Raw genomic sequence first — 24448 nt, forward strand, 5'->3', positions numbered from 1 at the left:
CTTCAATTGCAAAAAATACTATTTTAAACCTAACCCCTCAGAATCTGTATGGAAGGCCCATTCATAAATTTACCGGCGACTTCATTTATATGCCAGGGTTTAATTTTGAATGCCTCTTCCCCTTTATCAAGAGAATAGTTCTCATCCATAAGTTCTTTTATGACATTTTCCTTGCAAAACTCAATAGATTTTTCTCTTTTAATTTCATCTTTTAATTTTATACTTTTGATCTTATGCTTTATTTCCTGGTTTTCAAAATGCAAAGTGGAATACTTAAACTTCTCTATAACACTATTTACTGTAGATATAGCCCTATCTATATTTTCCGCAGAAGTTCCCATTTTTATAGAAAAAAGTTTTATTCCCCTTTCATTTTTCATACTGCTCCCCACCTCATAGGCAAGACCCTGGCAAGTTCTTATTTCATTGAAAAGCAAACTCCCCACTCCCTGACCAAAAATGGTATTAAGTACAGGAAGAACCCTGGCTTCTTTAAAGTTCAAGTGATGAATATCAAATATATATTGTATTTTTACTCCTTTTATGCCCGGTACACTTTCTATAAATATACCTTTTTCATTTTTTTCATACAGTATCTCTGAATTTTTATCAGACTCTACAAAACTTTTTTCACAACTTTTTTTCCAATGTCCAAAATAGCTTTTTATAAGATCATAGATATAATTAAATTCCATGGAAGAACAAATGCATATAACACAGTTTTCAGGCACATAAAATTTATGATAAAATCTTTTTATTCCATCTAAAGTGATATTTCTAATACTATGTTCATTTCCTATTATGGTTTCCTTTATGCGCCTTAATTTAAATGAATTTTTAAAAAGCAAGTCTTCACAGTGCTGATAAGAATTATCCTTCCATTCTTTTAGTTCCTGAAATATTATATTCATTTCTTGTTCAAAGCCAACCTTTGGAAAAGAAGCATTTAAAATCATATCGCTGTATAATTCAATTCCCCTATGCAGATCTTCAGAAAAGCAAGTTCCATAATAAATGGTATAGGGATAGTTTGTCATAGCATTTTCAAATCCAAATATCCTGTCAAGCTGAATGTTTATATCATCCTCATTTCTATTTTTAGTGCCCTTTGATATAATATGCTCCAGTGCATGAGCAGTACCTTTTGAAAAATCCTCCCCTTCTTCTAAAGCTCCTGCATTAAATCCTATACAAACAGAAGATACTTTCCCAGGTCTATACTCATATAATAATTTAAGTCCATTTTGAAATATATATTTTTCCACTATTTCACCAGCCTTAAAAGTTAAGAGTTATGATTTAATTTGCTCTTCACCATTCATTCTTAATTCTTAACTAAATCCAACAGCATATCTTTTCTTAAATTTTCTACACCTTCCGTGCCTGAGAGGTTTTCTAAAACTTTAAGGGCAAAATAAGGTGCTGTAGCAGGACCTCTGCTCGTTATTAAATTTCGCTCTTGAACTACTATTTCTTCACTGTAATTATAAGCTTGAAGTTCCTCTTCAAATCCAGGATAAGAAGTTACTTTTCTGTTATAAATTATTCCCGCCTTCTTTAAAACTATAGGTGCTGCACATATTGCAGCTATTATTTTATTTTCCCTGTCAAATTTTTTTACTATCTCTATAACTTTTTCGTTATCTCTTAAATTTACTGCTCCCGGCATACCCCCCGGAAGTATAATGGCCTCATATTCATCTTCATTTATATTTTGAAGTAAAATCTCTGCTTTAACTACTACTCCGTGTGCTCCTTTTACATCTTCTTTGCCACTTATAGAACAAATTCTACAATCTATATTTCCTCTTCTTAAAACATCTACACAGGTTAAAGCTTCTATTTCCTCAAAACCCTCGGCAAGTAAAATTATAGCTTTTTTCATTATAAACCACTCCTTATTATTTTATATATTTAACTTCTGCAATTCTATCTTCCATAATTACAAGCATGACATTCGAACCCCTGCCCCCTCTATTTTGAAGGATAATATTCTTTGATTTTATCTGTTTTTTATTTCCTTTTACAGAAGTTAAATTTAATTTGCAATTTGCTTTTTCTTCCATAACCATAGAGTATATTACACTATCTTCTCCCTTTAAATTTATAGCTGTCACTCCAGAGGCTGACTTTCCCATAGAATTTATAGAGTCTCCCTGAAATTTTATAGCCATACCCTTTTCAGTTATTAAAAGTATTTCATTTTTTTCTTTTCCATACTCCACATTTACAAGAAAATCTTCATTATTTTTAAATTTATGTGCTGTATTCCATCCATTTATATCTTTAAACTCATTCAGTTCTGTCCTTTTTATCATACCATATTTAGTAAAAAAATAAATATATCCGTAATCAAAATTTTCTATAGAAATCATTTTTAATATATCTTGAGCACTTATTCCCATTAGTTCTCTAATATTTATGCCGCTGCTTTCAATTTGTTCAAACATAAAAGAGGGCATAGAAAAAACTCTCCCGCAAACTGTAAATACCAATATATTGCTTGAAGAATTTGTAAATACATTTTTGAAGGTTCTGCCGCTGTTTGAAATTTTAATTATCCCTGATTTATTTATATTTATATAAAAGGTTTCATACCCTGATTCTTCTGAAAGGTCCATTTTTACTATCTTATCCCCTTTAACCAGAGAACAAAGTTCATTGGCAATTATATTTCTATCCTCTAGGGCAAGTTCCGGTACTTTTACAGTAAATTTAAGTCCAATTTTTGTTTCTACTTTAATAAAATTTAAGGATTCATTTCTATTCACCAGCTTTACATCTATAAGTTCTTCTTCTTTTTTTAGCCTTAGTGCCATAAGTTTGGTATACTTTGTAACAAATGCATTTGTTTCAGTTCTCTTTATACCTGCCATATTAGTGAAAAATATAAAATCCTGTGGTGAACTAAAATCATCTATACTATAAACTGCCACAATATTTTCTTCTGAAAGATCAATACCTTTTATTATATTTTCCAGTTTTTCTCCTTTTTCTCTCCACTTAAACTCTGGAATATCCATTCCCTTTATTTTATACATATTTCCTTTGTCAGTAAAAAACATAATTGTATCTTTTGTACTGGAATTTATAACATATTTATTAAAATCTCCCTCTCTATATTCTATATCCTTAACTTCCCGGCTAGAACGATTGTAACTTTTCAAAGAAATTCTCTTTATAAATGCTTCCTTAGATATGGTAATAACTATATCTTCATCTACTAAAATTTCTTTCACATCTATTTTTGCCTCTTCTTCCTCTTCAATAATGACAGTTTTTCTTTCCTCTCCATATTTTTCTGCAATCTCTGCCAATTCCTTTTTTATAACTTTTAAAATTTCCTTTTCACTATCCAATATTTTTGTAAGTTTTTTTATAATTTTTAAAAGTTCTCTGTGCTCCTTTTCAAAGGATACTATTTCAAGTCCTGTGAGTCTATACAGCATAAGTTCTAAGATGGCCTCTGACTGTTCCCTTGTAAATTCAAATTTTTCCATAAGATTTGAAGCTGCATCTTTTTTTGATTTAGAACTTCTGATAGTCTTTATAATTTCATCCATAATTCCAATGGCTTTTATGAATCCTTCCACAATATGGAATCTGACTTTTGCTCCCTCTAATTCTTTTTCAGTTCTTCTTTTTATAATTTGTTTCTGATATTTAATATAGTGTTTTAATATATCCTTTAATCCCAGTGTGACAGGCTTTCCATCTGCCAGGGCCACCATATTAAAAAATATATTGCACTGCAGATCCGTCTTTTTTAATAAATATTTTAAAACTTTTTGAGCTAAATTTTTATCCGTAGATTTTTTAAATTCTATTACCGCTCTTATACCGTTTCTATCAGACTCGTCTCTTATATCGGATATAGGTTCTAAGGCCTTTATGTGCCTTTTATCTGCCGTCATCTCCGAAATAGTCTGAAGTAACCTGGCCTTACTTCTCCTATATGGAAACTCTGTTATTACTATTCCAAGTCTTCCATTATCAAGCTTTTCTATGGAAGTTTTAGCCCTTAAAGTAGCTTTTCCCTCTCCTGTAGTATAGGCACAAATCAGGGACTGTCTACCTATAATTATTCCTCCCGTAGGCAGGTCAGGTCCTTTAATATACTCCATAAGTTTTTCCGTACTTATATCCTCACAGTCAATATAAGCACAGGCAGCCTCTATTACTTCCTTTAAATTATGGGGCGGAATGTTGGTTGCAAGTCCCACGGCTATACCAAAAGCTCCATTTACAAGCAAATTGGGATACCTCGCTGGAAGTACTTCCGGTTCTTTTTCAGAGCCTGAATAATTATCTACCATATTTACTACATCTTTTTCTATATCTCTTACCATTTCCATAGCAATAGGTGTGAGTCTTGCTTCCGTGTAACGCATAGCTGCAGCACTGTCTCCATCCTGACTCCCCCAATTTCCGTGGCCATCTATAATAGGCATTTTGGTTGTAAAATCCTGGGCCAGTATTACCATGGCGTCATAAACAGAAGTATCTCCATGGGGATGGTATTTTCCAAGTATATCTCCTACTATTCTTGCAGATTTATAATAGGGTCTCTCTGGAAATGCCTTTAACATATACGCTCCATAGATTATTCTTCTATGCACAGGTTTTAATCCATCTCGTACATCAGGAAGTGCCCTGTCCTTTGCCACTTCCACCGCATAGGGCATATAATTATCCGGCATGGCTTCTTCTATGGGAATTTTTATTATATTATTATCTTCTGGAATCGATGTATTTTTTGCCAAGAAAATCCTCCTCTTTTCAATTCACAATTTACAGTTCATAATTCACAATTATTGAAGTTTTTCAGGTCATACTGAAAAACTGATTAAATTTATTTTGCCTGAAGGCAAAACTTCATTAATTGTGAACTGTGCATTGTGCATCGTGCATTGTCAATCCTGCATCGTGAATTTTGAATTGTCTAAAATTCTGCATGTTTGTACATATATTTTTTTCTAGGTGCCACCACGTCTCCCATGAGCAAAGACACCATTTTTTCTGCCTTTATCACATCATCTATAGTTATCTGCTGCAGTGTTCTACTTTCAGGATTTAAAGTAGTATCCCAGAGCTGATCCGGATTCATCTCTCCAAGACCTTTATATCTCTGTATCAAAGCTTTAGGACCTATTTCTCTTTTTGCCTGCAGGAGCTGATTATCACTGTAGGCATACTTTACTACCTCCTTGCCTCTTACCTGTTTATACACCTTATAAAGGGGAGGCAGTGCGATATAAAGATGTCCATTTAAAATAAGTTCTCTCATATATCTATATATGTAAGTCATCCAAAGGGCTCTTATATGATACCCATCTACATCTGCATCACTTAATATTATTATTTTGTCATATTTAAGATCTTTTTCATTATAATTTTTCAGTATCCCCGTACCTATGGCAGTATTAAATATTTTTAACTCCTCACTGCCTAGAACATTTTCAAGTTTTTGTTTTTCTGTATTCATTATTTTGCCCTTAGAAGGCATTATAGTCTGAAACCTTCTGTCTCTGGCCTGTTTTGCAGATCCACCTGCCGAATCTCCTTCCACCACTATAAACTCACATTTTGAAGAATCTTTTAAAGTACATACTGCAATCTTACCTGCAAGAGGTGCCGCCCCTTTACCTATTTTCTTCTTTTCCGCATCATTTATCTTTTTTATTTTTTCTCTCCTTGCGGCAGCATGAAGGGCATTATTTATTATAATAGAAGCAGTATTTTTGTTATCCTCTATCCATTCTGAAAGTTTAGTATAGGAAAGCTCATTCATTATAGTATATGCTTCACTATTTCCAAGCTTTGTCTTAGTCTGACCTTCAAACACGGGATTGTTTATACTCACCTTAACTATAGCTGTCATTCCCTCTCTCAAGTCTTCTCCTTCAAATTCCCTGTCTTTTTCCTTTATCAAGTTTAACTTTTTAGCCCATTCCTTAAAGGCTCTGGTCATACCTGTTTTAAATCCACTTTCATGAGTTCCAGACTCTGTAGTTGGAATATTATTTACGTAACTTGCTATGTGATATGTAGTAGAATCTGTAAACTGTATACACACCTCCCCTTTCATTTTTATGCCTTCAACACTTCTCTCTCCTTGAAATAATATAGGCTCTTTGTGAAGAGGTGTTTTGCTTTCATTTAAATATTCTATAAAGTCTAAAAGTCCTCTATCTGAGTGATATTCTTTTTCAACTTTATTTTTTTCTTCCCAATGTATAAGTTTCAAAGTTATACCTTTATTCTGAAAAGCCAGTTCTTTAAGTCTTTCTTCTATTATGTCCAATTTGAAATCTACTGTAGAAAACACCTTGTTATCCGGCATAAATGTTACTTTAGTTCCCGTATCATCAGTATTTCCTATTATTTCAAGGCCTGTTACAGGAGTTCCCGGCATGATTTTTTTAAGTGTGCTATCATAGGCATATTCAAATTTCTGTTTATATATATGTCCATTTTGTTTTACTTCAACTTCCATCCAACTGGAAAGGGCATTTACTACCGCTCCTCCAACTCCATGGAGTCCTCCAGAAGTCTTATATATATCATTATTAAATTTACCTCCTGTGTGAAGGGACGTAAACACCATTTCAACTCCATTTTTTTTGGTTACAGGATGGGTTCCCGTAGGTATCCCCCTGCCATTATCTATTACAGACACACTTCCATCTTCATTCAATATGACACATACCTTATCTCCAAATCCATTGGAAATCTCATCTATGGAATTATCTAGTATTTCCCATATGCAATGGTGGAGACCTTTGCTGCCGGTAGATCCTATATACATACCTGGCCTGACACGTACTGGTTCAAGTTTTTCTAATGAAGTTAATGAATTAACATCATAAACGCTGCTTATTTTATCTCCCACAAAATTCCTCCTTCAAATACTAAGCTGTTCTAAGAAAAAATACCCTCTATTTGTTAAAGAAGGTATGCAACTTTAAAATTATTATATAAATAATACTCAGAACATGCAAATTTATTTTACAGGAAAGGTGATTTTTATAACTGTTCCTATATCAAGTTCACTCCATACATCTATTGTACCCTGATGCATATCAAGTATCCATTTTGCAATAGAAAGTCCAAGTCCTGTACCTCCGCTGGATTTTGTTCTTGACTTATCTGCTCTATAAAACCTTTCGAATATATGGGGAATGTGCTCTTTGGAAATGCCTATACCTGTATCTGCTACGGTTATAACAGCAGTATTTGTATGCTGTATAAAATGGGAATCTAGTTTGATGGTTCCCCCTTTTTTAGTGTATTTGATGCTATTATCCATAAATATCCTTAGTGCCTCTTTAATAAGCTTCCTATCTGCGTATACACTAAATTTTTCATTATGATCACTTTCTATGTGGTGATCTTTATGGACTAATTTTGTCTCTCTTATCAATTCATTAATAAGTTCACTAAGTATAAAATCTTCCTTTTCAACTTTTTGAGCGTTTTTATCTCCCCTTGCAAGGAATAAGAGCTTTTCCACTAGCTCCTTCATGTTTTCCGATTCACTTTTAATTGCATTAATGGATTCTTCTAGAACTTCCCTGTCATTCTTTCCCCACCTGTACAGAAGATTTGCATATCCTTGAATTACAGAAATGGGAGTTCTTAGTTCATGAGATGCATCGGATACAAATTGATTCTGTTGTTCTACAGAACTTTCAATTCTGTCCAGCATTTCATTAAATGTCTTTGCAAGGTCCTTTAATTCATTTTTTGAACCCTTTACATTGAGACGTTTATCCAGGGCATTTATAGATATTTCCCTTACAGTATCTGTCATACTTTTTAACGGAGATAAAAATTTTTTACTGGCTTTTGAAACTACAATGGCAATGATAAATAATCCTATAACATTGGATATAAATATAATACCTCCTAAAATCGACATATAATCATCATTTATTCCCTTATCTATATAGTATTTGAAGCTGGCCATTATACAAACTCCTATTAGTGAGAAAACCATGATGAAACTAAATACATAAGTTATTGTAATTTTAAAAGTTAATGAAAATCTAAATTTTTCTAAAATATTCCAAGCAATATCTTCTATAAGATCATATGAAAATTTAAAAATCATCTTTGAAAATGAAAATAGTATTTTTATGATTTTAAACAGTATTTTATACAGAGGTTTTCTATTATTCATACCTAAATTGATACCCCAATCCACGAATGGTATATATATACTTTTTGTTGAATTTATCATCAATTTTACTTCTTAAATAACGAATATACACATCTACTATATTTGTATCCCCTAAATAATCATATCCCCAGACTTTTTCTAGGATATTTTCTCTGGAAAGTGCAATATCTTTATTTACCATTAAATATTTTAAAAGATCAAATTCCTTTTTTGTTAAATCTATTCCTGAATTTTCATATGTAACAATATGTCTGCCAATATCCATTTGCAGACTACCTGCGTTAATAATATTATTAACTTTTACATTATTATTGCTTTTATGTTTAAACACCACCCTAATTCTTGCAAGAAGTTCCTCTATAGCAAAGGGTTTTGTCATATAATCCTCTGCACCTATATCAAGTCCCATAACCTTATCCATAATCTCATCCTTTGCAGTAAGCATGATAACGGGAATTTCCGAGATTTGCCTGAGTCTTCTAAGTACTTCCATTCCATTGAGGGAGGGAAGCATAACATCAAGTATTATAAGGTCATAGCCTCCTTTTAAGGCTTTTTCCAATCCCACTCTCCCATCTCCAGTCTGATCAACCATATACCCTTCATGTTCAAGTTCCAGCTGAACAAATCTGGCTATTTTTATTTCATCTTCAACAATAAGAATTTTTTTACAGGCCATTATATACACCCCTTTTCAGTTCACAATTCACAGTTCACAATCTATTGTACTTAGTGTATGCTAAATTCATTATACTATAAAATTTAGAGCCTGCTTTATGAAAAATCACAAGCAGGCCCCGGTTTAGGCATTATTAAATTCTTTTGTTATTTTATCTTTGACATCTGTGACTACATTTGTAACCTTGTCTATTTTTCTGTTGATATCTAAATCTTCTCCATTTTCTCTATGAAATTTTATTTTACAACCTGTAACTAGGGCAATTATAAGGGATACTATTGCCACTGGCATTGCCACTATAACAAGTATTGCTGCTAAAGTAGATGGTATATTCAATATGGTCTTTTTATCCTTTGATATTACAAATTTTATTTTATTGGCCCTAGTAATCAATCTTTTTACTTTTCCCATAAAATCTGAATTGCCAGCACATTCCTTTTCCGGTTTAATCTTATCTTGTTCTTCAAGATAGGAAAGTGCTTCAACTATATCCCCATTACATTTTTCCAGTGCCTCTTTTGCTTCTTTATATCCTACATTAGCTCTTCTCCTCAATAGGTCAATCTGTTCAATACTAATTGACATTTTAAATTCCTCCAATTCATTTTTACTATGATATTAAACTTTTTTATCTGCAAATACTTTTTATAGTTATATGATAAAGATTAATGATTAAAACAAAATTAGTAAAAGATTAAAATCTCATTAGAAAATTAACACAAAAATATATTACATCAATAAAGATTATTCTTAAAGCTTCTTTTTTTCTTCGTATTTATTATTGACAAAAATTTTTAAAAGCTTTATATTAAATTTATGGATAAATGATATTTATAAATCATATATATCGAATAATAAGTATTATTATAAGAATATAACTAGGAGGTTTTATTATGTCAAATAACAAAATTTGTGAATCAGCAGATAAAGTATTAGAAAATTTCATAAGTTCTCTAGATAATGTACAAACTTCACACCATAGAGTGGACAGTCAGAAAATCAAATGTGGTTTTGGACAACTGGGAGTATGCTGTAAACTATGTGCCAATGGTCCCTGTAGAATAACCCCTACATCTCCAAAAGGAATATGTGGTGCTAATGCAGATACCATAGTTGCCAGAAATTTTCTACGGGCTGTAGCTGCAGGAAGTGGCTGTTATATTCATATAGTAGAAAATACAGCTAGGAATGTGAAATCCCTTGGAGAAGCCCGTGGGGAAATAAAGGGAATGAATGCCTTAAATAATTTAGCAGAAAAACTAGGTATAACAGAACCTGACCTCCACAAAAAAGCTGTCTTAGTAGCGGATGAAGTATTGAAAGATTTATATAAACCAAAGTTTGAAAAAATGGAAGTTATAAACAAAATAGCCTATGCACCTAGACTTAAGAATTGGGAAGAATTAAATATAATGCCTGGAGGTGCAAAATCAGAAGTTTTTGATGGCGTAGTAGAGACTTCCACAAATCTAAATAGTGATCCTGTCAACATGCTTTTAACCTGTTTAAAGCTTGGAATATCCACTGGAATTTACGGTCTTACCCTTACTAATTTATTAAACGACATCATTTTAGGTGAACCTGAAATAAGACCTGCAAAGGTTGGTTTTAAAGTAGTAGACTCAGATTATATAAACTTGATGATAACAGGTCATCAGCACTCCATGATTGCCCATCTTCAGGATAAACTCATAGAACCTGAAGTTATCAAAAAAGCTCAGGCAATCGGTGCCAAAGGCTTTAGATTAGTAGGCTGTACTTGTGTGGGACAGGATTTACAATTGAGGGGCAAACACTATACTGAAGTTTTTTCAGGTCATGCTGGAAATAATTTTACAAGTGAAGCTCTAATAGCTACAGGAGGTATAGACGCCATAGTATCAGAATTTAACTGTACTCTTCCCGGTATTGAGCCAATAACTGATAAGTTCCTGGTTAAAATGATATGCCTTGATGATGTAAGTAAAAAATCCAATGCAGAATATGTAGAATACTCCTACAACGATAGAGAAAAAATAAGCAGTCATATTATAGATGAAGCACTTGAAAGCTATAAGGAAAGAAGAGCTAAGATTAAAATTAATATTCCTAAAAATCATGGTTTTGATGATGTAATAACTGGTGTAAGTGAAACTTCTCTTAGAGAATTTTTAGGAGGCAGTTGGAAACCTCTTGTAGATCTCATAGCCTCCGGAAAAATAAAAGGTGTAGCGGGAATAGTAGGCTGCTCAAATCTAACTGCCAAAGGCCATGATGTATTTACAGTAGAACTTGCAAAAGAACTTATAAAGAGAAATATAATTATTCTCTCTGCAGGGTGCTCCAGCGGCGGTCTTGAAAATGTGGGGCTTATGTCACCTGGTGCTGCAGAACTTGCGGGAGACAGTTTAAAGGAAGTATGTAAAAGCCTTGGCATACCTCCTGTATTAAATTTTGGTCCTTGTCTTGCCATTGGAAGACTTGAAATTGTGGCAAAGGAATTGGCAGAGTACTTGAATATAGATATTCCTCAGCTTCCACTAGTTCTTTCAGCCCCTCAGTGGCTTGAAGAACAAGCTCTTGCAGATGGAAGTTTCGGACTTGCACTTGGGATTCCTCTTCATCTTGCCATATCCCCATTCATAGGAGGAAGTAAAGTTGTTACAAAAGTTCTCTGTGAAGATATGGTAAACCTTACAGGTGGAAAACTTATAGTGGAGGACGATATAGTAAAAGCTGCGGATAAATTAGAAGAAACCATACTTGAAAGAAGAAAAAGTTTAGGTCTTAATTAAAATTTAAAGGGTGGTTTTTATGAAAAGGATAATGATAAATAAAGATTTATGTACCGGATGCTTAAACTGCACCTTGGCCTGTATGGCACAGCACAACAAAAATGGTAAATCCTTTTTTGATATGGATCTTGAGGACATTTCTCTTGAAAGCAGAAATCATATATCCAAAGGTGAAATGCGATTTGTGCGGTGATAGAGATACTCCAAGATGTGTTGAAAATTGTCCTACGGGAGCAATTTATATGGAAAAGGAGGAAGGGCTTTTATGAAGAATTTAATAAAAAAACTGCACCCCAACAAATATTTGATAATAGGAGCCAATGCCGCTGGAATAAATGCCGCCAAAACCTTGAGAAGACTAGACAGTAATTCCCGCATAACAATTATTTCAAAAGACAAAAGTGTTTATTCAAGGTGCATGCTCCACAGAGTACTTGATGGAAGGTGTACGTCCTAATATAGACTTTATAAAAAATATGGATATAAAAGCTGAAAAGGGAATTTTAATAGATAAGCACTGCAAAACTACAGTGGATCATATATATGTAGCAGGAGATGTGACCTTCACTGCACCAATATGGCCCATAGCAGTAAAACAAGGTATAATCGCCGCTTACAACATGGCATCTATAAAAAAAGAACTGGATGATAATTTTGGCATGAAAAATTCTATGAATTTACTTGGGGTTCCCTGTGTATCCCTTGGGAAAGCCAATGCTGCCAATGTGAATGAAAATGGTGAATACAGCTATAAATTGAGCGTATAAATAATGGGAACTGTATAAAAGGTTTATTTATATTTTTATACAGTTCCCTTATTATCAAATTACACAATTCTTATTTCGTAGAAGCCCGGAATTTTTCAATCTTTCATGGCAGTTTACTGATTTCCCACATAACTGGATTCCATCTGTTTTTAATGCAGTCTTCACGATGGGAACAGCCTACATTAACAATTACTCTTTTAATATACTCTTGATTTTCAAGATACTCAAGCTGTGCTTTTACAATGGCTACATCTGTTTTTAACATATCTGCAATATCTTCTAGGGAATGGGTTTCTCCCTGATTAAATATATTTAATAATTTAATCAACATAAAAAATTCCCCCTCTTAAAAAATAAATAGTCCAATATGGTAGGCAATAAAAGACATAATCAATGCCACAACTATATAATAGCCTACAATGCGCAGAGTCCATTTTATGGAATGACTTTCCTGCTGAGTGGATGCAACAGCCATGATGCATGGTACGTTAAAGAAAAATGCATAAATAAAAGCAAGGGCTTCTGCCTTGGAAATACCACTTATAAGAGCTCCTGCAAGACCTGATGTATTTACAGCTGCCTTACCTGATATGGAACCCCATATTCCTGCCACTGCACCAGAACTGTTGAATAAAGAAGCAAGTACACCAAGTGCTGCTTCCTTCCCCATAGCAGAAGCTATAAAAGCCATAAATGTCTGCCACCTTAGTCCAAACCACATAGTAACAGGTTCTATAAAAGTACCCACTTTATAAATAATACTATCTGTCACATTCCCATCTGGAGTATAGGACAAAGCCCAAAAGAAAACAGATACAAGAACAATAATTTTTAATGCACGTTTTAATACATCACTCATACGATTAAAAACAAATCGGAATAAATTTTTGTACTTGGGCTTGTGATAAGGCGGCAATTCCATAATTAGACCACTTCTATCACTTTCCTTTATCAAAGATTTTCCAAATATTTTAGATGTAACAATCATGTGTAAAAGTGCCACTGCAAATAAGGATATAATGACAAAAACAGCACCTCCTCCAAAAAAAACGCTGCTCATAAGTCCTACAACTCCCCATGTAGCAGCACATGGAATTACCCAGGAAAGAGCCATTGTAATAACCCTTTGTCCCCAAGAATCTATTACCCTAGTTCCAGATACTCCTCCAATATTACATCCGAAACTTACCAAAAACGGCATAACGGCCTTACCCTGTAATCCCAATTTAGACATAGTATTGTCAAAAACATAGGAGATACGTGCCATATAGCCAACTTCCTCTAGAAAGCCAAATACCAGACTTATACCAAATACAAAACTTACCATCATTAATGCAAAAGATATTGCTGTTATCACTCCATCACAAAGCAGGGAAATAATGACTGACGGCATTCCCATATAGAAAAGTCCCTTTGAAATAGGATCATAGAAAATATTGGGGAAATATCCAAACAAACTCATAAAAGGCATGGCGATTGCCATAGAAAGGATAAGTCCTAAAATAATAATCCCTATGGCAAGAGGTTTTCCCCAAGTTTTACTCGTGGCAATTCTATCAAAAAAACCTATTTTAGGTTCCCTTGTTTTACCTTCACTTACATTATATTTAAGTAAATTTTCAATCCACCTGAATTTACACTCTCCTGTTAACAAGCTGCCATTTTTAACTTGTTCCAATATTAAAGATATTCTACCCCAAGTGTCATCACTTACATAAGATTTTACTACGTTCACTGCCATAGAATCCTGTTCTACGAGCTTCGAGGCCAGCCAGGCGGAAGAATAGGTATCAATACCTTCCTCAGGCAGTAATTGAAGTATTTGTTTATACCTGTTCCCTATAGTTACAGTATATAAGTTTAAAATATCTTTTTCATCCAGCACCCCCTGAATTTCTTGTATTTTTTCCAATACTTTAAAAAAGTCATCATAACATTTTTTATCTGCTGCTACAATGGGAACTACGGGAATACCCAACTCTTTGGATATAGCTGCACTATTGATGTTTTTTCCCTGCTGCTGAGCTATATCCATCATATTTAAAAGCAAAACAACAGGAGTTTTTATACCTGCATAATCTGCCAGCATAAACAAACTTCGCTGAAGTTGAGAAGCATCTGCCAGAATACAAACCAACTCTGCCTTTCCACTTGATATATACTCTCTGGTTACAATTTCTTCTTCAGAATTTGCAGATAGACTGTATGTACCGGGTAAATCTACAATAGTATACTTTTTATTATGGTAGGTAAAGTAGCCTTCTTTTTGTTCTACGGTTTTTCCTGGCCAATTTCCTACATGCTGATGTGAACCGGTAAGGGCATTGAACAAGGTTGATTTTCCCGAATTTGGCTGTCCGAGCAGTGCAATAGTCGTGCTGCTCATTTTTCCATCACCTCCAACAGGATCTTTTCACATTCTTTACGATTAATGGCAATCATAGTATCTCTGGCATGTACCAGTATTGGACGTTTATTTTCATTCTGAATCACATTAATGGCACTTCCTATGGTAAGTCCCATAGAAGTAATTCTGCTTAAAAATCGATTATCTCCGTGAACTGATACAATTCTTCCCTCATCCCCACTGTTTGCCATACTCAACTTTTTCAACAACAGTTGTTTTTCGGCAGTTATATTAGATTTTTTCATCACAATCCCCCTTCATGTTTCAATACTCAGAACAATTAAACTATAGATATAATAGCAGTTAGTTAGAGCATTCTAACTAACTGCTATTATACTACATAAAAAATACATTTTCCGCTCCAAAAAGCCCTCACTGCTCCAAAAGGCCAATTATTTTTTTCGATATTCCAGGGGGGGCATTCCCATTATTTTCTTAAAAGCTGCAGAAAATTTACCCGGATTTTCATAGCCCACCATCCCTGCAATCTGTGTAATAGGCAGGGGGGTATCCTTAATTATTTCCGCTGCTGTCTGCATCCTATACTCCCTGCAAAATGCATAAATGGTTTTTCCATATATGGCCTTAAAGCAATTTTTTAAACTGGTAAGACTTATTTGATGTTCTGCCGCCAATTCTTTCAATGTGATATGTCTATCCAATGATTTAATTAAATGCTGCCTTATATGTTTTACCTTTTGCACCTGTTCCATTGAAAAATAAGGCGATATTTTAAAAGAAGGAGAAGGCAGGCTACTAAATATGAGTAACAGTTCCAATATCTTTAATCTCAAATACCCCAGCTGAATTTTAGGTTCCACTTTATAAATCTCCTGAAATATATGTTCTATTTTTACAGGTGCTTTTAAAACCAAACAACCATTCTTAGGACATAATTTATCCCTTAGTTCATATAGATTTATGGAAACTCCCTCTATTATATTAGAAAGCATATCCCGAACCATTTTTATATCAATTAAAATTGATACTCCTTCATAAATGCCAAGAGGAAAGCTGGAATAACAAACCTGATTTTCCAGCATATTTATGGCCATATCTCCTTCCCCCAGATATGCAAAAGAACTTCCCTTGAATTCACATTCAAAACGTCCCCTCCGGCAGTGATTAATCTCAATAACATCTGCCAAAGATTCCGCCATATGAACACAGGTAAATGAACTAAAATTATTATAGACAAGTTCCACTCCAGTAAATAGCTTGAAAGCTGTCATGGTTCCCTGACCTTTTCCATAATCCATGTGATATATGGTTTTTGCTCCTTTTCGTTCCTTTATTTGTACACTCTGGCCATAGAGATCCCTTTCTCTCAGCGTCACCTCCATACCTCCTCCCATTTGTTTTTAAATAACAAAACTCATGCAATTTACATATTTTTAATTATCAGCTCTCCCATTTCCTCTGTTCCTACAATTTTTGAACCTTCTGTGGCAATATCCAAAGTTCTATACCCTTCTTTTAAAACTTTTGATATGGAATTTTCTATATTATGTGAAATCTCATCCATATTAAAACTATATTTAAACATCATAGATATGCTCATAAGAGTACCAATAGGATTAGCTTTATTCTGCCCTGCAATATCCGGTGCAGAGCCGTGTATAGGTTCATATAGTCCAAAAGAATCCTCCCGTACACTGGCAGAAGGCAGCATTCCGAGGGAACCCGTCAGCATTGAGGCTTCATCACTTAAAATATCTCCAAACATATTTTCTGTTAAAATTACATCAAACTGCCCCGGATTTTTAATAAGCTGCATGGCAGCATTATCTACATACATGTAATTAAGCTCCACATCATCATACTCTTTTGCAATTTCAGCTACAACTTCCCTCCACAGTTTAGAGCTTTCAAGTACATTGGCTTTATCTATCAAGGTGAGTTTCTTATTTCTCTTTCTAGCAATTTCAAAAGATCTTCTGGCAATTCTATCTATTTCAAATGTGGAATAGCTTATAGTATCCCAGGCTTTTTGTCCCCCTTCTACATTTATCCTGTCTTTTTCTCCAAAATATGCTCCTCCGGTTAACTCTCTCACTATCATTATATCAAGTCCTTCTCCAAGCACTTCAGGTTTTAAATTTGAAGCAGATTTAAGCTCTGGAAACAATATGGCAGGTCTTAAATTGGCAAATACCCCAAGGGCTTTTCTTATGCCCAGAAGTCCCGCTTCAGGCCTTAAATTTCCGGGCAGTTTATCCCATTTAGGTCCTCCTACCGCTCCTAGAAGTACTGCATCACTGCTCTTGCAAATCTTTATAGTCTCCTCTGGAAGAGGTGTTCCTTTTTCATCTATGGCACTTCCTCCTAGCAGTACCTCTTCATATTCAAAATCAAATTTATATTTATGTGCTGCAGCCTTTAAAACTTTTTTTCCCTGTGCAATTATTTCCTTCCCAACTCCATCTCCTGGTATAATAGCTATTTTCACTTACTTTCCACCTCCTTTTTTATATAGTTTATAAGTCCTTGAGATTCTATTATTTTCTGCATAAACTCTGGAAAGGGTGCTGCTTTATAAGTTTTATTTTTAGTTATATTGGTGATTGCCCCTGAATTTACATCAATAGATATCTCATCATTTTCTTCTATATCCCTTGCAGCTTCTCTGCATTCCATTATGGGAAGTCCAATATTTATAGAATTTCTAAAAAATATTCTGGCAAAGGTTTCTGCTATTACACAGCTGATTCCCGATGCCTTAATAGCTATAGGTGCGTGTTCTCTTGAGGATCCACATCCAAAATTTTTACCTGCTATAATTATGTCTCCTTTATTTATCTTCTTTGAAAAGTCCTTATCCAAATCCTCCATACAGTGAGAAGCAAGTTCCTTTTCATCACTGGTATTTAAATATCTAGCCGGAATTATAACATCTGTATCAATATTGTCTCCATATTTAATAGTTTTTCCCTTTATCATTTTATACTACCTCCTCTGGTGATGAAATTTTTCCTGTTACAGCAGAAGCCGCTGCTACTGCCGGACTGGCCAGATAAACTTCACTTTCTACGTGTCCCATTCTACCTGTAAAATTCCTGTTTGTGGTGGCTACAGCCCTTTCTCCTTTTGCAAGTATACCCATGTGTCCTCCGAGGCAGGGACCGCATGTAGGTGTGCTTACCACTGCTCCCGATTCTATAAATATTTCCAAGAGTCCCTCTTTCATGGCTTGAAGGTATATGCTCTGAGTTGCAGGAAATATAATAGTTCTTACATTGGAATTTACTTTTCTGCCTTTCAGCACTTTAGCTGCCACCCTTAAGTCTCCTATTCTGCCATTAGTACAGGAGCCTATGACTACTTGATCTATTTTTATCTCTCCCACCTCATCAATAGTTCTGGTATTTTCAGGTATATGAGGGAATGCCACTGTAGGAGGAATTTTTGACAAATCTATTTCTATTGTTTTAACATATTCTGCATCTTCATCTGCTTCATATACAGTATAACTTCTATTTGAATGCTCTTTTACATATTCTATAGTTTTTTCATCTACTGGAAAAATTCCATTTTTAGCTCCTGCTTCAATAGCCATATTAGCTATGGTGAATCTGTCATCCATAGATAATTCTCCTACCCCTTCTCCTGTAAATTCCATGGAATTATAAAGAGCTCCATCCACTCCTATCATTCCAATAATATGGAGAATAATATCTTTTCCACTTACCCAGGGGCTTAATTTACCATTTAGTACAAATTTTATAGCTTCTGGCACTTTAAACCATGCTTCTCCTGTGGCCATTCCTGCAGCCATATCTGTGCTTCCAACGCCTGTGGAAAAAGCTCCCAGTGCACCATAAGTGCAGGTATGGGAGTCTGCACCTATTATTACATCTCCACATACCGCCAATCCTTTTTCTGGAATAAGGGCGTGTTCAATTCCCATTTGACCTATTTCAAAATAATTTTTAATATCTTTGTCCTTTGCAAATTCCCTTACACATTTGCACTGCTCTGCTGATTTTATATCCTTATTAGGAGTAAAGTGATCTGGAACAATTGCAACCTTTTCCTTGTGAAAAACTTTATTGCTTCCAATTTTGTTAAATTCATTTATAGCTACCGGGGTAGTTATATCATTTCCAAGTACTAAATCCAATTTTACTTTTATTAATTCTCCCGATTTTACACTATCCAGCCCTGCATGGGAAGCTAGTATTTTTTGCGTCATGGTCATTGCCACATAAATCACTCCTATCAAAATTTTATATTAATTTATATAATATCTACTAATTAGCTGAAATTTTTTGTAAATCCTTTGAATAGGTTTCATAATACAATTTATTTACAGCATTTATAAAAGCTATACCGCTGGCCTCTACAATATCTGTACTTATACCTTTTGCTGAAAATATTTTCCCTTCCTTTTCAATTCTTACAGTTACTTCTCCCATTGCATCTTTCCCACTTCCTACAGCTTTTATAAAATAGTCATTTAAAGTAACGTCTATGCCAGTGGCTTTTTCAATAGCTTTAAATGTAGCATCCACGGGTCCGTCTCCACAGGAAGCTTCGCTTAATTTTTTTCCGTTACATTCAATCTCCACAGTAGAAGTAGACACTACAGTGTTTCCTGTAAAAACTTGATAGTACTTTAATTTAAATACTTCTGGGACATGAAATATTTCATTCTTCACAAGACTTTCTATATCCTCATCTGATATATGCTTTTTCTTATCTGCCAGTTCTTTGAATTTTTTAAAAATTTCATCTGTTTTTTCTACACTTAAATCTTTATATCCCATTTCATGTAAATGCTCTACAAAAGCATGTCTTCCAGAATGTTTGCCTAAAACTATAAAATTTTTCTTAAGTCCTACGGATTCTGGTGTCATAATTTCATAGGTTTCTCTGCAGTTTAACACCCCATGTTGGTGTATACCGGATTCATGAGCAAAAGCATTGGCTCCCACTATTGCCTTGTTTCCTTGAACCTGCATACCTGTCACATGGCTTACTATACTGCTGGTTTTAGTTATCTCCTCTGTTACAATATCCGTATGACAATTGAAACTATCTGCTCTTGTACTGATTGCCATTACAATTTCTTCAAGGGCTGCATTTCCTGCCCTCTCTCCCAGTCCATTTATGGCACATTCAACTTGCTCTGCACCACTTTCAATAGCTGCCAGAGAATTTGCCACAGCCAGGCCCAAATCATTATGACAGTGTACACTTATAATTGCATCTTCAATATTTTTTACATTTTCTTTAATTCCTCTAATAAATGCACCATACTCCACGGGAGTAGTATACCCTACCGTATCTGGTATATTTACCACATCTGCACCTGCTTCTATAACAGCCTCTAAAACTTTATATAAAAACTCTGGTCTTGTTCTTGTAGCATCTTCTGGTGAAAATTCTATGCTGGGACACAACCCCTTAGCATATCTTACCATATCTGCTGCCCTTTTTAAAACTTCTTCTGGTTTCATTTTCAACTTATGCTCCATGTGAATATCTGATGTGGCAAGAAAAATATGAATTCTTGGTTTTAAGGAACCTTTAAGAGCTTCCCAGGCACAGTCTATATCTTCCTTTGAAGCTCTCGCAAGTCCCACTATGACGGGTCCCTGTATACTTTCGGCAATAGCTTTAACTGCCTCAAAATCTCCATGGGAAGCTTTAGGAAATCCAGCTTCTATAACGTCTACAGACAATTTTTGAAGTTGTTTTGCAATAGTAATTTTATCATTTATATTAAGGCTCACCTTAGGTGTCTGCTCTCCATCCCTCAACGTAGTATCAAATATATATATTTTCTTTGTCATAAAAATTCCTCCTTTTTATAATTCAAAATATAAAAAACAGACTTCTCCATGGGGCGAGAAGTCTGTCGCGGTGCCACCCAAATTTTTTCTCAATCAAATAACGGCGTAAACCGATAGAGCCTACTAAAATTTCAGCTTATAACTCCAGGGCGAGTTCAACCTGCATGATTTATGGGTTTTCACCTATTCCCACTCTCTTTTAAATCCATTGACATGTTTACTATTCCCTATCATAGTTTTTACAATGCACGGTTTACAATGCACAATGCACAGTTCACGATGCACAACTTATAGATCTTTTCTTTTTAAATATAAAAACAGACCTCTCATGGGGCGAGAAGTCTGTCGCGGTACCACCCAAATTTTTTCTTAATTAAATAACGACAATACTGCCGGCACAGCCTACTAAAATTTCAGCCTGCAACTCCAGAGCGAGTTCAATGTGTACTATCTATGGGTTCCCACCTTTCCCCAATCTCTTTAAGATATAAACACACCTACTGTTCTCCATCTTAGTTTTTATAATCATCTATATATCTGTCAGTATATTATAAATTAAATTTGCTGTCAATAGATAAATAACTTTTCTATAACAAAAACTTATTTACTTTTTCTTTCAATTCTCCGGAAACCTGTTCCAAATCCACTGTAAGCTTTTTTACATCTTCCATTCTCTCTCTTACCTCAAGGGTAGAAGCTGTTATTTCCTCTGAAGATGCTGCTATTTCCTGTGTAACTGAAAGTATGGAGTCCATAGAAGAACTAACTACATCCTTATTTTCATAAACTTCCTCTATCTGGGCCACATTTTTTTCAATTACCTTTGGCATATTTTCCATAAAGTCAATTACCTTGCCTAATGTCTGTTTTGTTTCATTTATAGTATCAACCTGAGATTCTATCACTTTACTTGAAGTTTCCACGCTTCCTGCAGAAACATTAACCGTATCTATAAGTTCCTTTATGAGTACGTTAATTTGTTTCACAGATTCAAAAGTTTCATCTGACAGTTCTTTAATCTGTTCTGCCACCACTGCAAACCCCCGCCCGGCTTCTCCGGCTCTGGCAGATTCTATGGATGCATTTAAAGAAAGCAGATTTATTTCATTTGAAATTCCTTCTATAGTTTCTACTATGCTTACTATGTCATTGGATTTGTTCAATAATTTTTTTATATTACTGTTGGTTTCTTTGGAAGCTTCTATATTCTCTTTATTTTTATTTTCAAGTTCATTAAGTATGTTTATAATATTTGAATTTAACTGACTGGCCTTAAATACATCTTCTTTCATAGTAATACTGTTTTCTTTCACCATATTTATATTTTCTGACAAAATGCTCATGCTTTCAATACTATTTTGCATGTCTTTTGCGGAATCACTTACAGCTGAAGATACTTGTTCCATTGCGTCTTTTATACTACTTGAATTTTCAGAAGTAACCTCAGTAAAGGAACCTATGTTGACTACTTTTTCATCTATTACAGATGAGGTATTTTTTATCTTTATAAGAACATTTTTTATCTCATCTATCATTTCATTAAATATTTGTGCTATAATTCCTATTTCATCTTTATTCTTTATATTTACTTTTACAGACATATTACCTTTAGATGCCATTTTCATAGAATTTATTATTTCACCTAAAGGTCTTACCTTGTTTTTCATAAGGACGCCTATAAATAGCACAGAAATTAATATTATAATTGCAGATATTGTAACTATGATTATTAAAATTTTATATAGAGGTTTATAAAAATCTTCATCATAACATCCTACATTTATGTACCAGTCCCAAGGTTCAAAATAAGCTACAGCATTTATTTTAGGTCTTTCTCGGGTTTCTCCCGGATTTTTCCAGTTAAAGTGTACTATTCCTCCACTTTTAGGATTCTTAGCTTCATCCATTATAAGCTGTACCAAACTGTTTCCATCTGAATCTTTAATACTTGATATATCCTCTCCCTCCTTGTAAGGGTGCATCATCTCAACTCCCTTACTATTAACAGCATACATATAGGCTTCTATATTTAATTCTAAATTTGAATTAAGTCCCCTTGTTTTTCCATCAGACTGCTTGGGATTTAACATTTTACTTTTAAATACCTCTTGAGCTTCATTCCGTGTAAGCTTTCCTTTTTGAACCTGTTCTTCAAGCGCCTCCATCATTACAATACCCATTTGAATTCTATTTTTTATAGCAGTTTCTCCTAATTTTGTAAGTTCATTTTTAGTATTATAAAAACATACAGAGCCTATTATAATTATAGAGATTACAATTATACCTAAAAACCATAAATAAGAACTAAAAAAACTCCGGCTTAATTTGTCGTTTTTTAGTTCATGCCCTTTAGATCTTTTTTCTTTCATAAGCAACTACCCCTTCCCCAATACAAATACACATTAATTACAAATTGATTTACTACATTACCTTATTATACCGTATACTTGTGTATAATCACAATATAATGTTATAAACCCCTCCATATATTCCTGTATGAGGGGTTTATAACAAAAAATTTCCTTGCATTTTTAACCATTTCATTTTAAAATTTTCAAGCTTCTATTTATCAGATATTTCAACAAGAGGTATTATATTTATTACAGGTTCTTCATAGGGATGAACTTTTTTTATGGTACTAACAGCTTTATATACTATTTTATTTCTACAGCGAAATTCTACCTTACACTCCTCTTCTTTACTTACTTCATTTACGGTGCCTTGAAAAGGATCTGCTCCCTGAAGAGGCCTCCAGTATCCTGTAACCTTAGAAACCGACATACAATTATCATAATTTCCACCTACATTAAGCGCCCCTATATTATTTAAACTTTCCCTCAATTTGTCCACATAATCTTCAGGTATAAAAGTTTCTATTTTAAAATTTTCATAATCCATAAATATCACCTTGAAACCTTAAAATAAACCGCTGAAAAAATTTTTAATGGCCTCTATAATTTTAGCAAAAAATCCTTTAGCTTCCTCAGAAGATATACTTCCCTTCAATTGACTTGCCACACTGTTTAATTGATCTTTCAAATCAGAAAAATTTAAGTTCAAGCCATTTATTTTGCTCATTAGAGATACTATTTTATCTACATCCTCAGAGGATAAATTAAAATTATAATTGTTAACCACATTTTGAACTATGTTTTTTATTTCTCCTTCTGTTTTAGGATTTTCTTTAACTACCTCAGTTTTTATTTCATTTATTAAACCCGCAGCCTCATCTTTCCCTATTTTATCTCCCAAATTTCCTGTGGTTACCAGTTCATCATTTGCAACCTTTTTGGTCTCTTCATCAATTTTATTTCCCGCAGTACTGTTTTCAAAGCCTTTTAAAATACCTGTAAGAGCTGCAGTTCCAGATACATTGAAAGGGGCTGATGCTTTAACATTGGCATTTTTTATCCCTGCGGTTATAAGGGCATTTTTTATCATACTGCTGCTGACCCAATATATATTATTGGTGGATACCTGAAGACCTCCACTAGAAGTTGGTTCTACATAGGCACAAGATATGGATTTAGTTCCTATCTGTTCACTGCTTGCCACATCTCCTAGATACTTTTTTTCCTCATCTATATTTACTTCTATCACGTTAACTTCCTGTTTGTTAACCTTGAAATATTCCAGCATATCATTTTTTTGCTGTTCTGTAAGATTTCCTCCCAAGGTAACCACTTTATATGCATCTGCCTGTACTTTATTTACACCCCCTACTAATACCACCGATAAGACCATAAATAATATCAACAATTTGTTTGTAAATATTTTACATTTCATATTTAAAATCTCCTTTTTAATATACTAATAAATATAATAATATACTACATTTATCAAT

At 34.0% G+C, this 24448-nt stretch carries 20 protein-coding genes, 2 pseudogenes and 2 other annotated features; of the genes and pseudogenes, 4 read left to right on the forward strand and 18 right to left on the reverse strand.

Features of this window, described 5'->3' with window-relative positions; translation table 11 throughout:
• Window positions 1–29: 29 nt before the first annotated feature.
• From CKL_RS10495 to CKL_RS10525, 7 genes are all read right to left on the reverse strand, one after another.
• The gene (locus tag CKL_RS10495) at window positions 30–1265 is read right to left on the reverse strand and encodes a M16 family metallopeptidase (RefSeq protein WP_012102480.1); all 1236 of its coding nucleotides are present in this window, start codon (window positions 1263–1265) and stop codon (window positions 30–32) included.
• A gap of 59 nt (window positions 1266–1324) precedes the next feature.
• Window positions 1325–1885: a DJ-1 family glyoxalase III gene (locus tag CKL_RS10500; protein WP_012102481.1), complete on the reverse strand. Its 561-nt coding sequence runs from the start codon at window positions 1883–1885 to the stop codon at window positions 1325–1327.
• Window positions 1886–1901: 16 nt separating this feature from the next.
• The gene (locus tag CKL_RS10505) at window positions 1902–4763 is read right to left on the reverse strand and encodes a DNA topoisomerase IV subunit A (RefSeq protein WP_012102482.1); all 2862 of its coding nucleotides are present in this window, start codon (window positions 4761–4763) and stop codon (window positions 1902–1904) included.
• Window positions 4764–4942: 179 nt separating this feature from the next.
• Window positions 4943–6892 (reverse strand): DNA gyrase/topoisomerase IV subunit B, encoded by a 1950-nt coding sequence (locus CKL_RS10510; protein ID WP_012102483.1) that lies wholly within the window; start codon window positions 6890–6892, stop codon window positions 4943–4945.
• A 111-nt stretch (window positions 6893–7003) separates the two neighbouring features.
• Window positions 7004–8245, reverse strand: a complete 1242-nt coding sequence (locus tag CKL_RS10515; RefSeq protein ID WP_012102484.1) for a sensor histidine kinase — start codon at window positions 8243–8245, stop codon at window positions 7004–7006.
• Entirely contained in the window at window positions 8175–8861 is a 687-nt protein-coding gene (locus tag CKL_RS10520) for a response regulator transcription factor (protein WP_012102485.1), read from the reverse strand. Before CKL_RS10520 ends, CKL_RS10515 begins: the two co-directional genes overlap by 71 nt.
• 123 nt (window positions 8862–8984) lie before the next feature.
• A complete protein-coding gene (locus tag CKL_RS10525; RefSeq protein WP_012102486.1) occupies window positions 8985–9446 on the reverse strand; it encodes a DUF4342 domain-containing protein in 462 nt (153 codons plus the stop codon).
• Between the two features lie 308 nt (window positions 9447–9754).
• Here CKL_RS10525 and cooS point away from each other — a divergent pair, with 308 nt between their 5' ends.
• The 4 genes and pseudogenes from cooS to CKL_RS10540 all read left to right on the forward strand — a co-directional run.
• Complete coding sequence (gene cooS, locus CKL_RS10530; protein ID WP_012102487.1) at window positions 9755–11635, forward strand: anaerobic carbon-monoxide dehydrogenase catalytic subunit; 1881 nt, start codon at window positions 9755–9757, stop codon at window positions 11633–11635.
• Between the two features lie 19 nt (window positions 11636–11654).
• Window positions 11655–11904, forward strand: a pseudogene (locus CKL_RS19860) (4Fe-4S dicluster domain-containing protein).
• A complete protein-coding gene (locus tag CKL_RS20805) occupies window positions 11901–12092 on the forward strand; it encodes an FAD-dependent oxidoreductase (protein ID WP_012102490.1) in 192 nt (63 codons plus the stop codon). Before CKL_RS19860 ends, CKL_RS20805 begins: the two are co-directional and overlap by 4 nt.
• Window positions 12076–12381, forward strand: a pseudogene (locus CKL_RS10540) (FAD-dependent oxidoreductase); the annotation flags it as partial. The gene CKL_RS20805 and the pseudogene CKL_RS10540, both read left to right, overlap by 17 nt.
• Window positions 12382–12505: 124 nt before the next feature.
• Here CKL_RS10540 and CKL_RS10545 read toward each other — a convergent pair.
• The 11 genes from CKL_RS10545 to CKL_RS10595 form a co-directional block, all read right to left on the reverse strand.
• Window positions 12506–12733 (reverse strand): hypothetical protein, encoded by a 228-nt coding sequence (locus tag CKL_RS10545; RefSeq protein WP_012102492.1) that lies wholly within the window; start codon window positions 12731–12733, stop codon window positions 12506–12508.
• A gap of 15 nt (window positions 12734–12748) precedes the next feature.
• Window positions 12749–14788: a ferrous iron transport protein B gene (gene feoB, locus CKL_RS10550; RefSeq protein ID WP_012102493.1), complete on the reverse strand. Its 2040-nt coding sequence runs from the start codon at window positions 14786–14788 to the stop codon at window positions 12749–12751.
• Window positions 14785–15054, reverse strand: a complete 270-nt coding sequence (locus CKL_RS10555) for a FeoA family protein (protein ID WP_012102494.1) — start codon at window positions 15052–15054, stop codon at window positions 14785–14787. Before CKL_RS10555 ends, feoB begins: the two co-directional genes overlap by 4 nt.
• A gap of 147 nt (window positions 15055–15201) precedes the next feature.
• Window positions 15202–16152, reverse strand: coding sequence for a helix-turn-helix domain-containing protein (locus tag CKL_RS10560; protein ID WP_012102495.1), 951 nt, complete (start codon window positions 16150–16152; stop codon window positions 15202–15204).
• Window positions 16153–16193: 41 nt separating this feature from the next.
• A complete protein-coding gene (leuB, locus tag CKL_RS10565) occupies window positions 16194–17258 on the reverse strand; it encodes a 3-isopropylmalate dehydrogenase (RefSeq protein ID WP_012102496.1) in 1065 nt (354 codons plus the stop codon).
• Window positions 17255–17749: a 3-isopropylmalate dehydratase small subunit gene (gene leuD / locus CKL_RS10570; RefSeq protein ID WP_012102497.1), complete on the reverse strand. Its 495-nt coding sequence runs from the start codon at window positions 17747–17749 to the stop codon at window positions 17255–17257. The genes leuB and leuD overlap by 4 nt, the downstream gene beginning before the upstream one ends.
• 1 nt (window position 17750) lies before the next feature.
• The gene (gene leuC, locus CKL_RS10575) at window positions 17751–19007 is read right to left on the reverse strand and encodes a 3-isopropylmalate dehydratase large subunit (RefSeq protein ID WP_479723175.1); all 1257 of its coding nucleotides are present in this window, start codon (window positions 19005–19007) and stop codon (window positions 17751–17753) included.
• A 52-nt stretch (window positions 19008–19059) separates the two neighbouring features.
• The gene (locus tag CKL_RS10580) at window positions 19060–20604 is read right to left on the reverse strand and encodes a 2-isopropylmalate synthase (protein WP_012102499.1); all 1545 of its coding nucleotides are present in this window, start codon (window positions 20602–20604) and stop codon (window positions 19060–19062) included.
• Window positions 20605–20650: 46 nt separating this feature from the next.
• Window positions 20651–20847: a binding site (T-box leader), on the reverse strand.
• Between the two features lie 83 nt (window positions 20848–20930).
• Window positions 20931–21127, reverse strand: a binding site (T-box leader).
• Window positions 21128–21191: 64 nt separating this feature from the next.
• Complete coding sequence (locus tag CKL_RS10585; RefSeq protein ID WP_242649416.1) at window positions 21192–22973, reverse strand: methyl-accepting chemotaxis protein; 1782 nt, start codon at window positions 22971–22973, stop codon at window positions 21192–21194.
• 193 nt (window positions 22974–23166) lie between these two features.
• Window positions 23167–23502 (reverse strand): YqfO family protein, encoded by a 336-nt coding sequence (locus CKL_RS10590; protein WP_012102501.1) that lies wholly within the window; start codon window positions 23500–23502, stop codon window positions 23167–23169.
• Window positions 23503–23520: 18 nt separating this feature from the next.
• Window positions 23521–24390, reverse strand: a complete 870-nt coding sequence (locus tag CKL_RS10595) for a DUF1002 domain-containing protein (RefSeq protein WP_012102502.1) — start codon at window positions 24388–24390, stop codon at window positions 23521–23523.
• Window positions 24391–24448 lie beyond the last annotated feature (58 nt).

The organism is Clostridium kluyveri DSM 555, from assembly GCF_000016505.1.
GTDB classification, from domain to species: domain Bacteria; phylum Bacillota; class Clostridia; order Clostridiales; family Clostridiaceae; genus Clostridium_B; species Clostridium_B kluyveri.

Bases quoted from the DNA above. Each gene is read 5' to 3' on its own strand.
- leuD (WP_012102497.1), bottom strand. From the start codon at position 17,749: ATGATAAAGGGAAAAACTATTAAATATGGAGACAATATTGATACAGAT.
- CKL_RS10585 (WP_242649416.1), bottom strand. From the start codon at position 22,973: ATGAAAGAAAAAAGATCTAAAGGGCATGAACTAAAAAACGACAAATTA.
- CKL_RS10555 (WP_012102494.1), bottom strand. From the start codon at position 15,054: ATGAAAAAATCTAATATAACTGCCGAAAAACAACTGTTGTTGAAAAAG.
- CKL_RS10500 (WP_012102481.1), bottom strand. From the start codon at position 1,885: ATGAAAAAAGCTATAATTTTACTTGCCGAGGGTTTTGAGGAAATAGAA.
- CKL_RS10595 (WP_012102502.1), bottom strand. From the start codon at position 24,390: ATGAAATGTAAAATATTTACAAACAAATTGTTGATATTATTTATGGTC.
- leuC (WP_479723175.1), bottom strand. From the start codon at position 19,007: ATGACCATGACGCAAAAAATACTAGCTTCCCATGCAGGGCTGGATAGT.
- CKL_RS10520 (WP_012102485.1), bottom strand. From the start codon at position 8,861: ATGGCCTGTAAAAAAATTCTTATTGTTGAAGATGAAATAAAAATAGCC.
- cooS (WP_012102487.1), top strand. From the start codon at position 9,755: ATGTCAAATAACAAAATTTGTGAATCAGCAGATAAAGTATTAGAAAAT.
- CKL_RS10525 (WP_012102486.1), bottom strand. From the start codon at position 9,446: ATGTCAATTAGTATTGAACAGATTGACCTATTGAGGAGAAGAGCTAAT.
- CKL_RS10545 (WP_012102492.1), bottom strand. From the start codon at position 12,733: ATGTTGATTAAATTATTAAATATATTTAATCAGGGAGAAACCCATTCC.
- feoB (WP_012102493.1), bottom strand. From the start codon at position 14,788: ATGAGCAGCACGACTATTGCACTGCTCGGACAGCCAAATTCGGGAAAA.
- CKL_RS10580 (WP_012102499.1), bottom strand. From the start codon at position 20,604: ATGACAAAGAAAATATATATATTTGATACTACGTTGAGGGATGGAGAG.
- CKL_RS20805 (WP_012102490.1), top strand. From the start codon at position 11,901: ATGAAGAATTTAATAAAAAAACTGCACCCCAACAAATATTTGATAATA.
- CKL_RS10590 (WP_012102501.1), bottom strand. From the start codon at position 23,502: ATGGATTATGAAAATTTTAAAATAGAAACTTTTATACCTGAAGATTAT.
- CKL_RS10560 (WP_012102495.1), bottom strand. From the start codon at position 16,152: ATGGAGGTGACGCTGAGAGAAAGGGATCTCTATGGCCAGAGTGTACAA.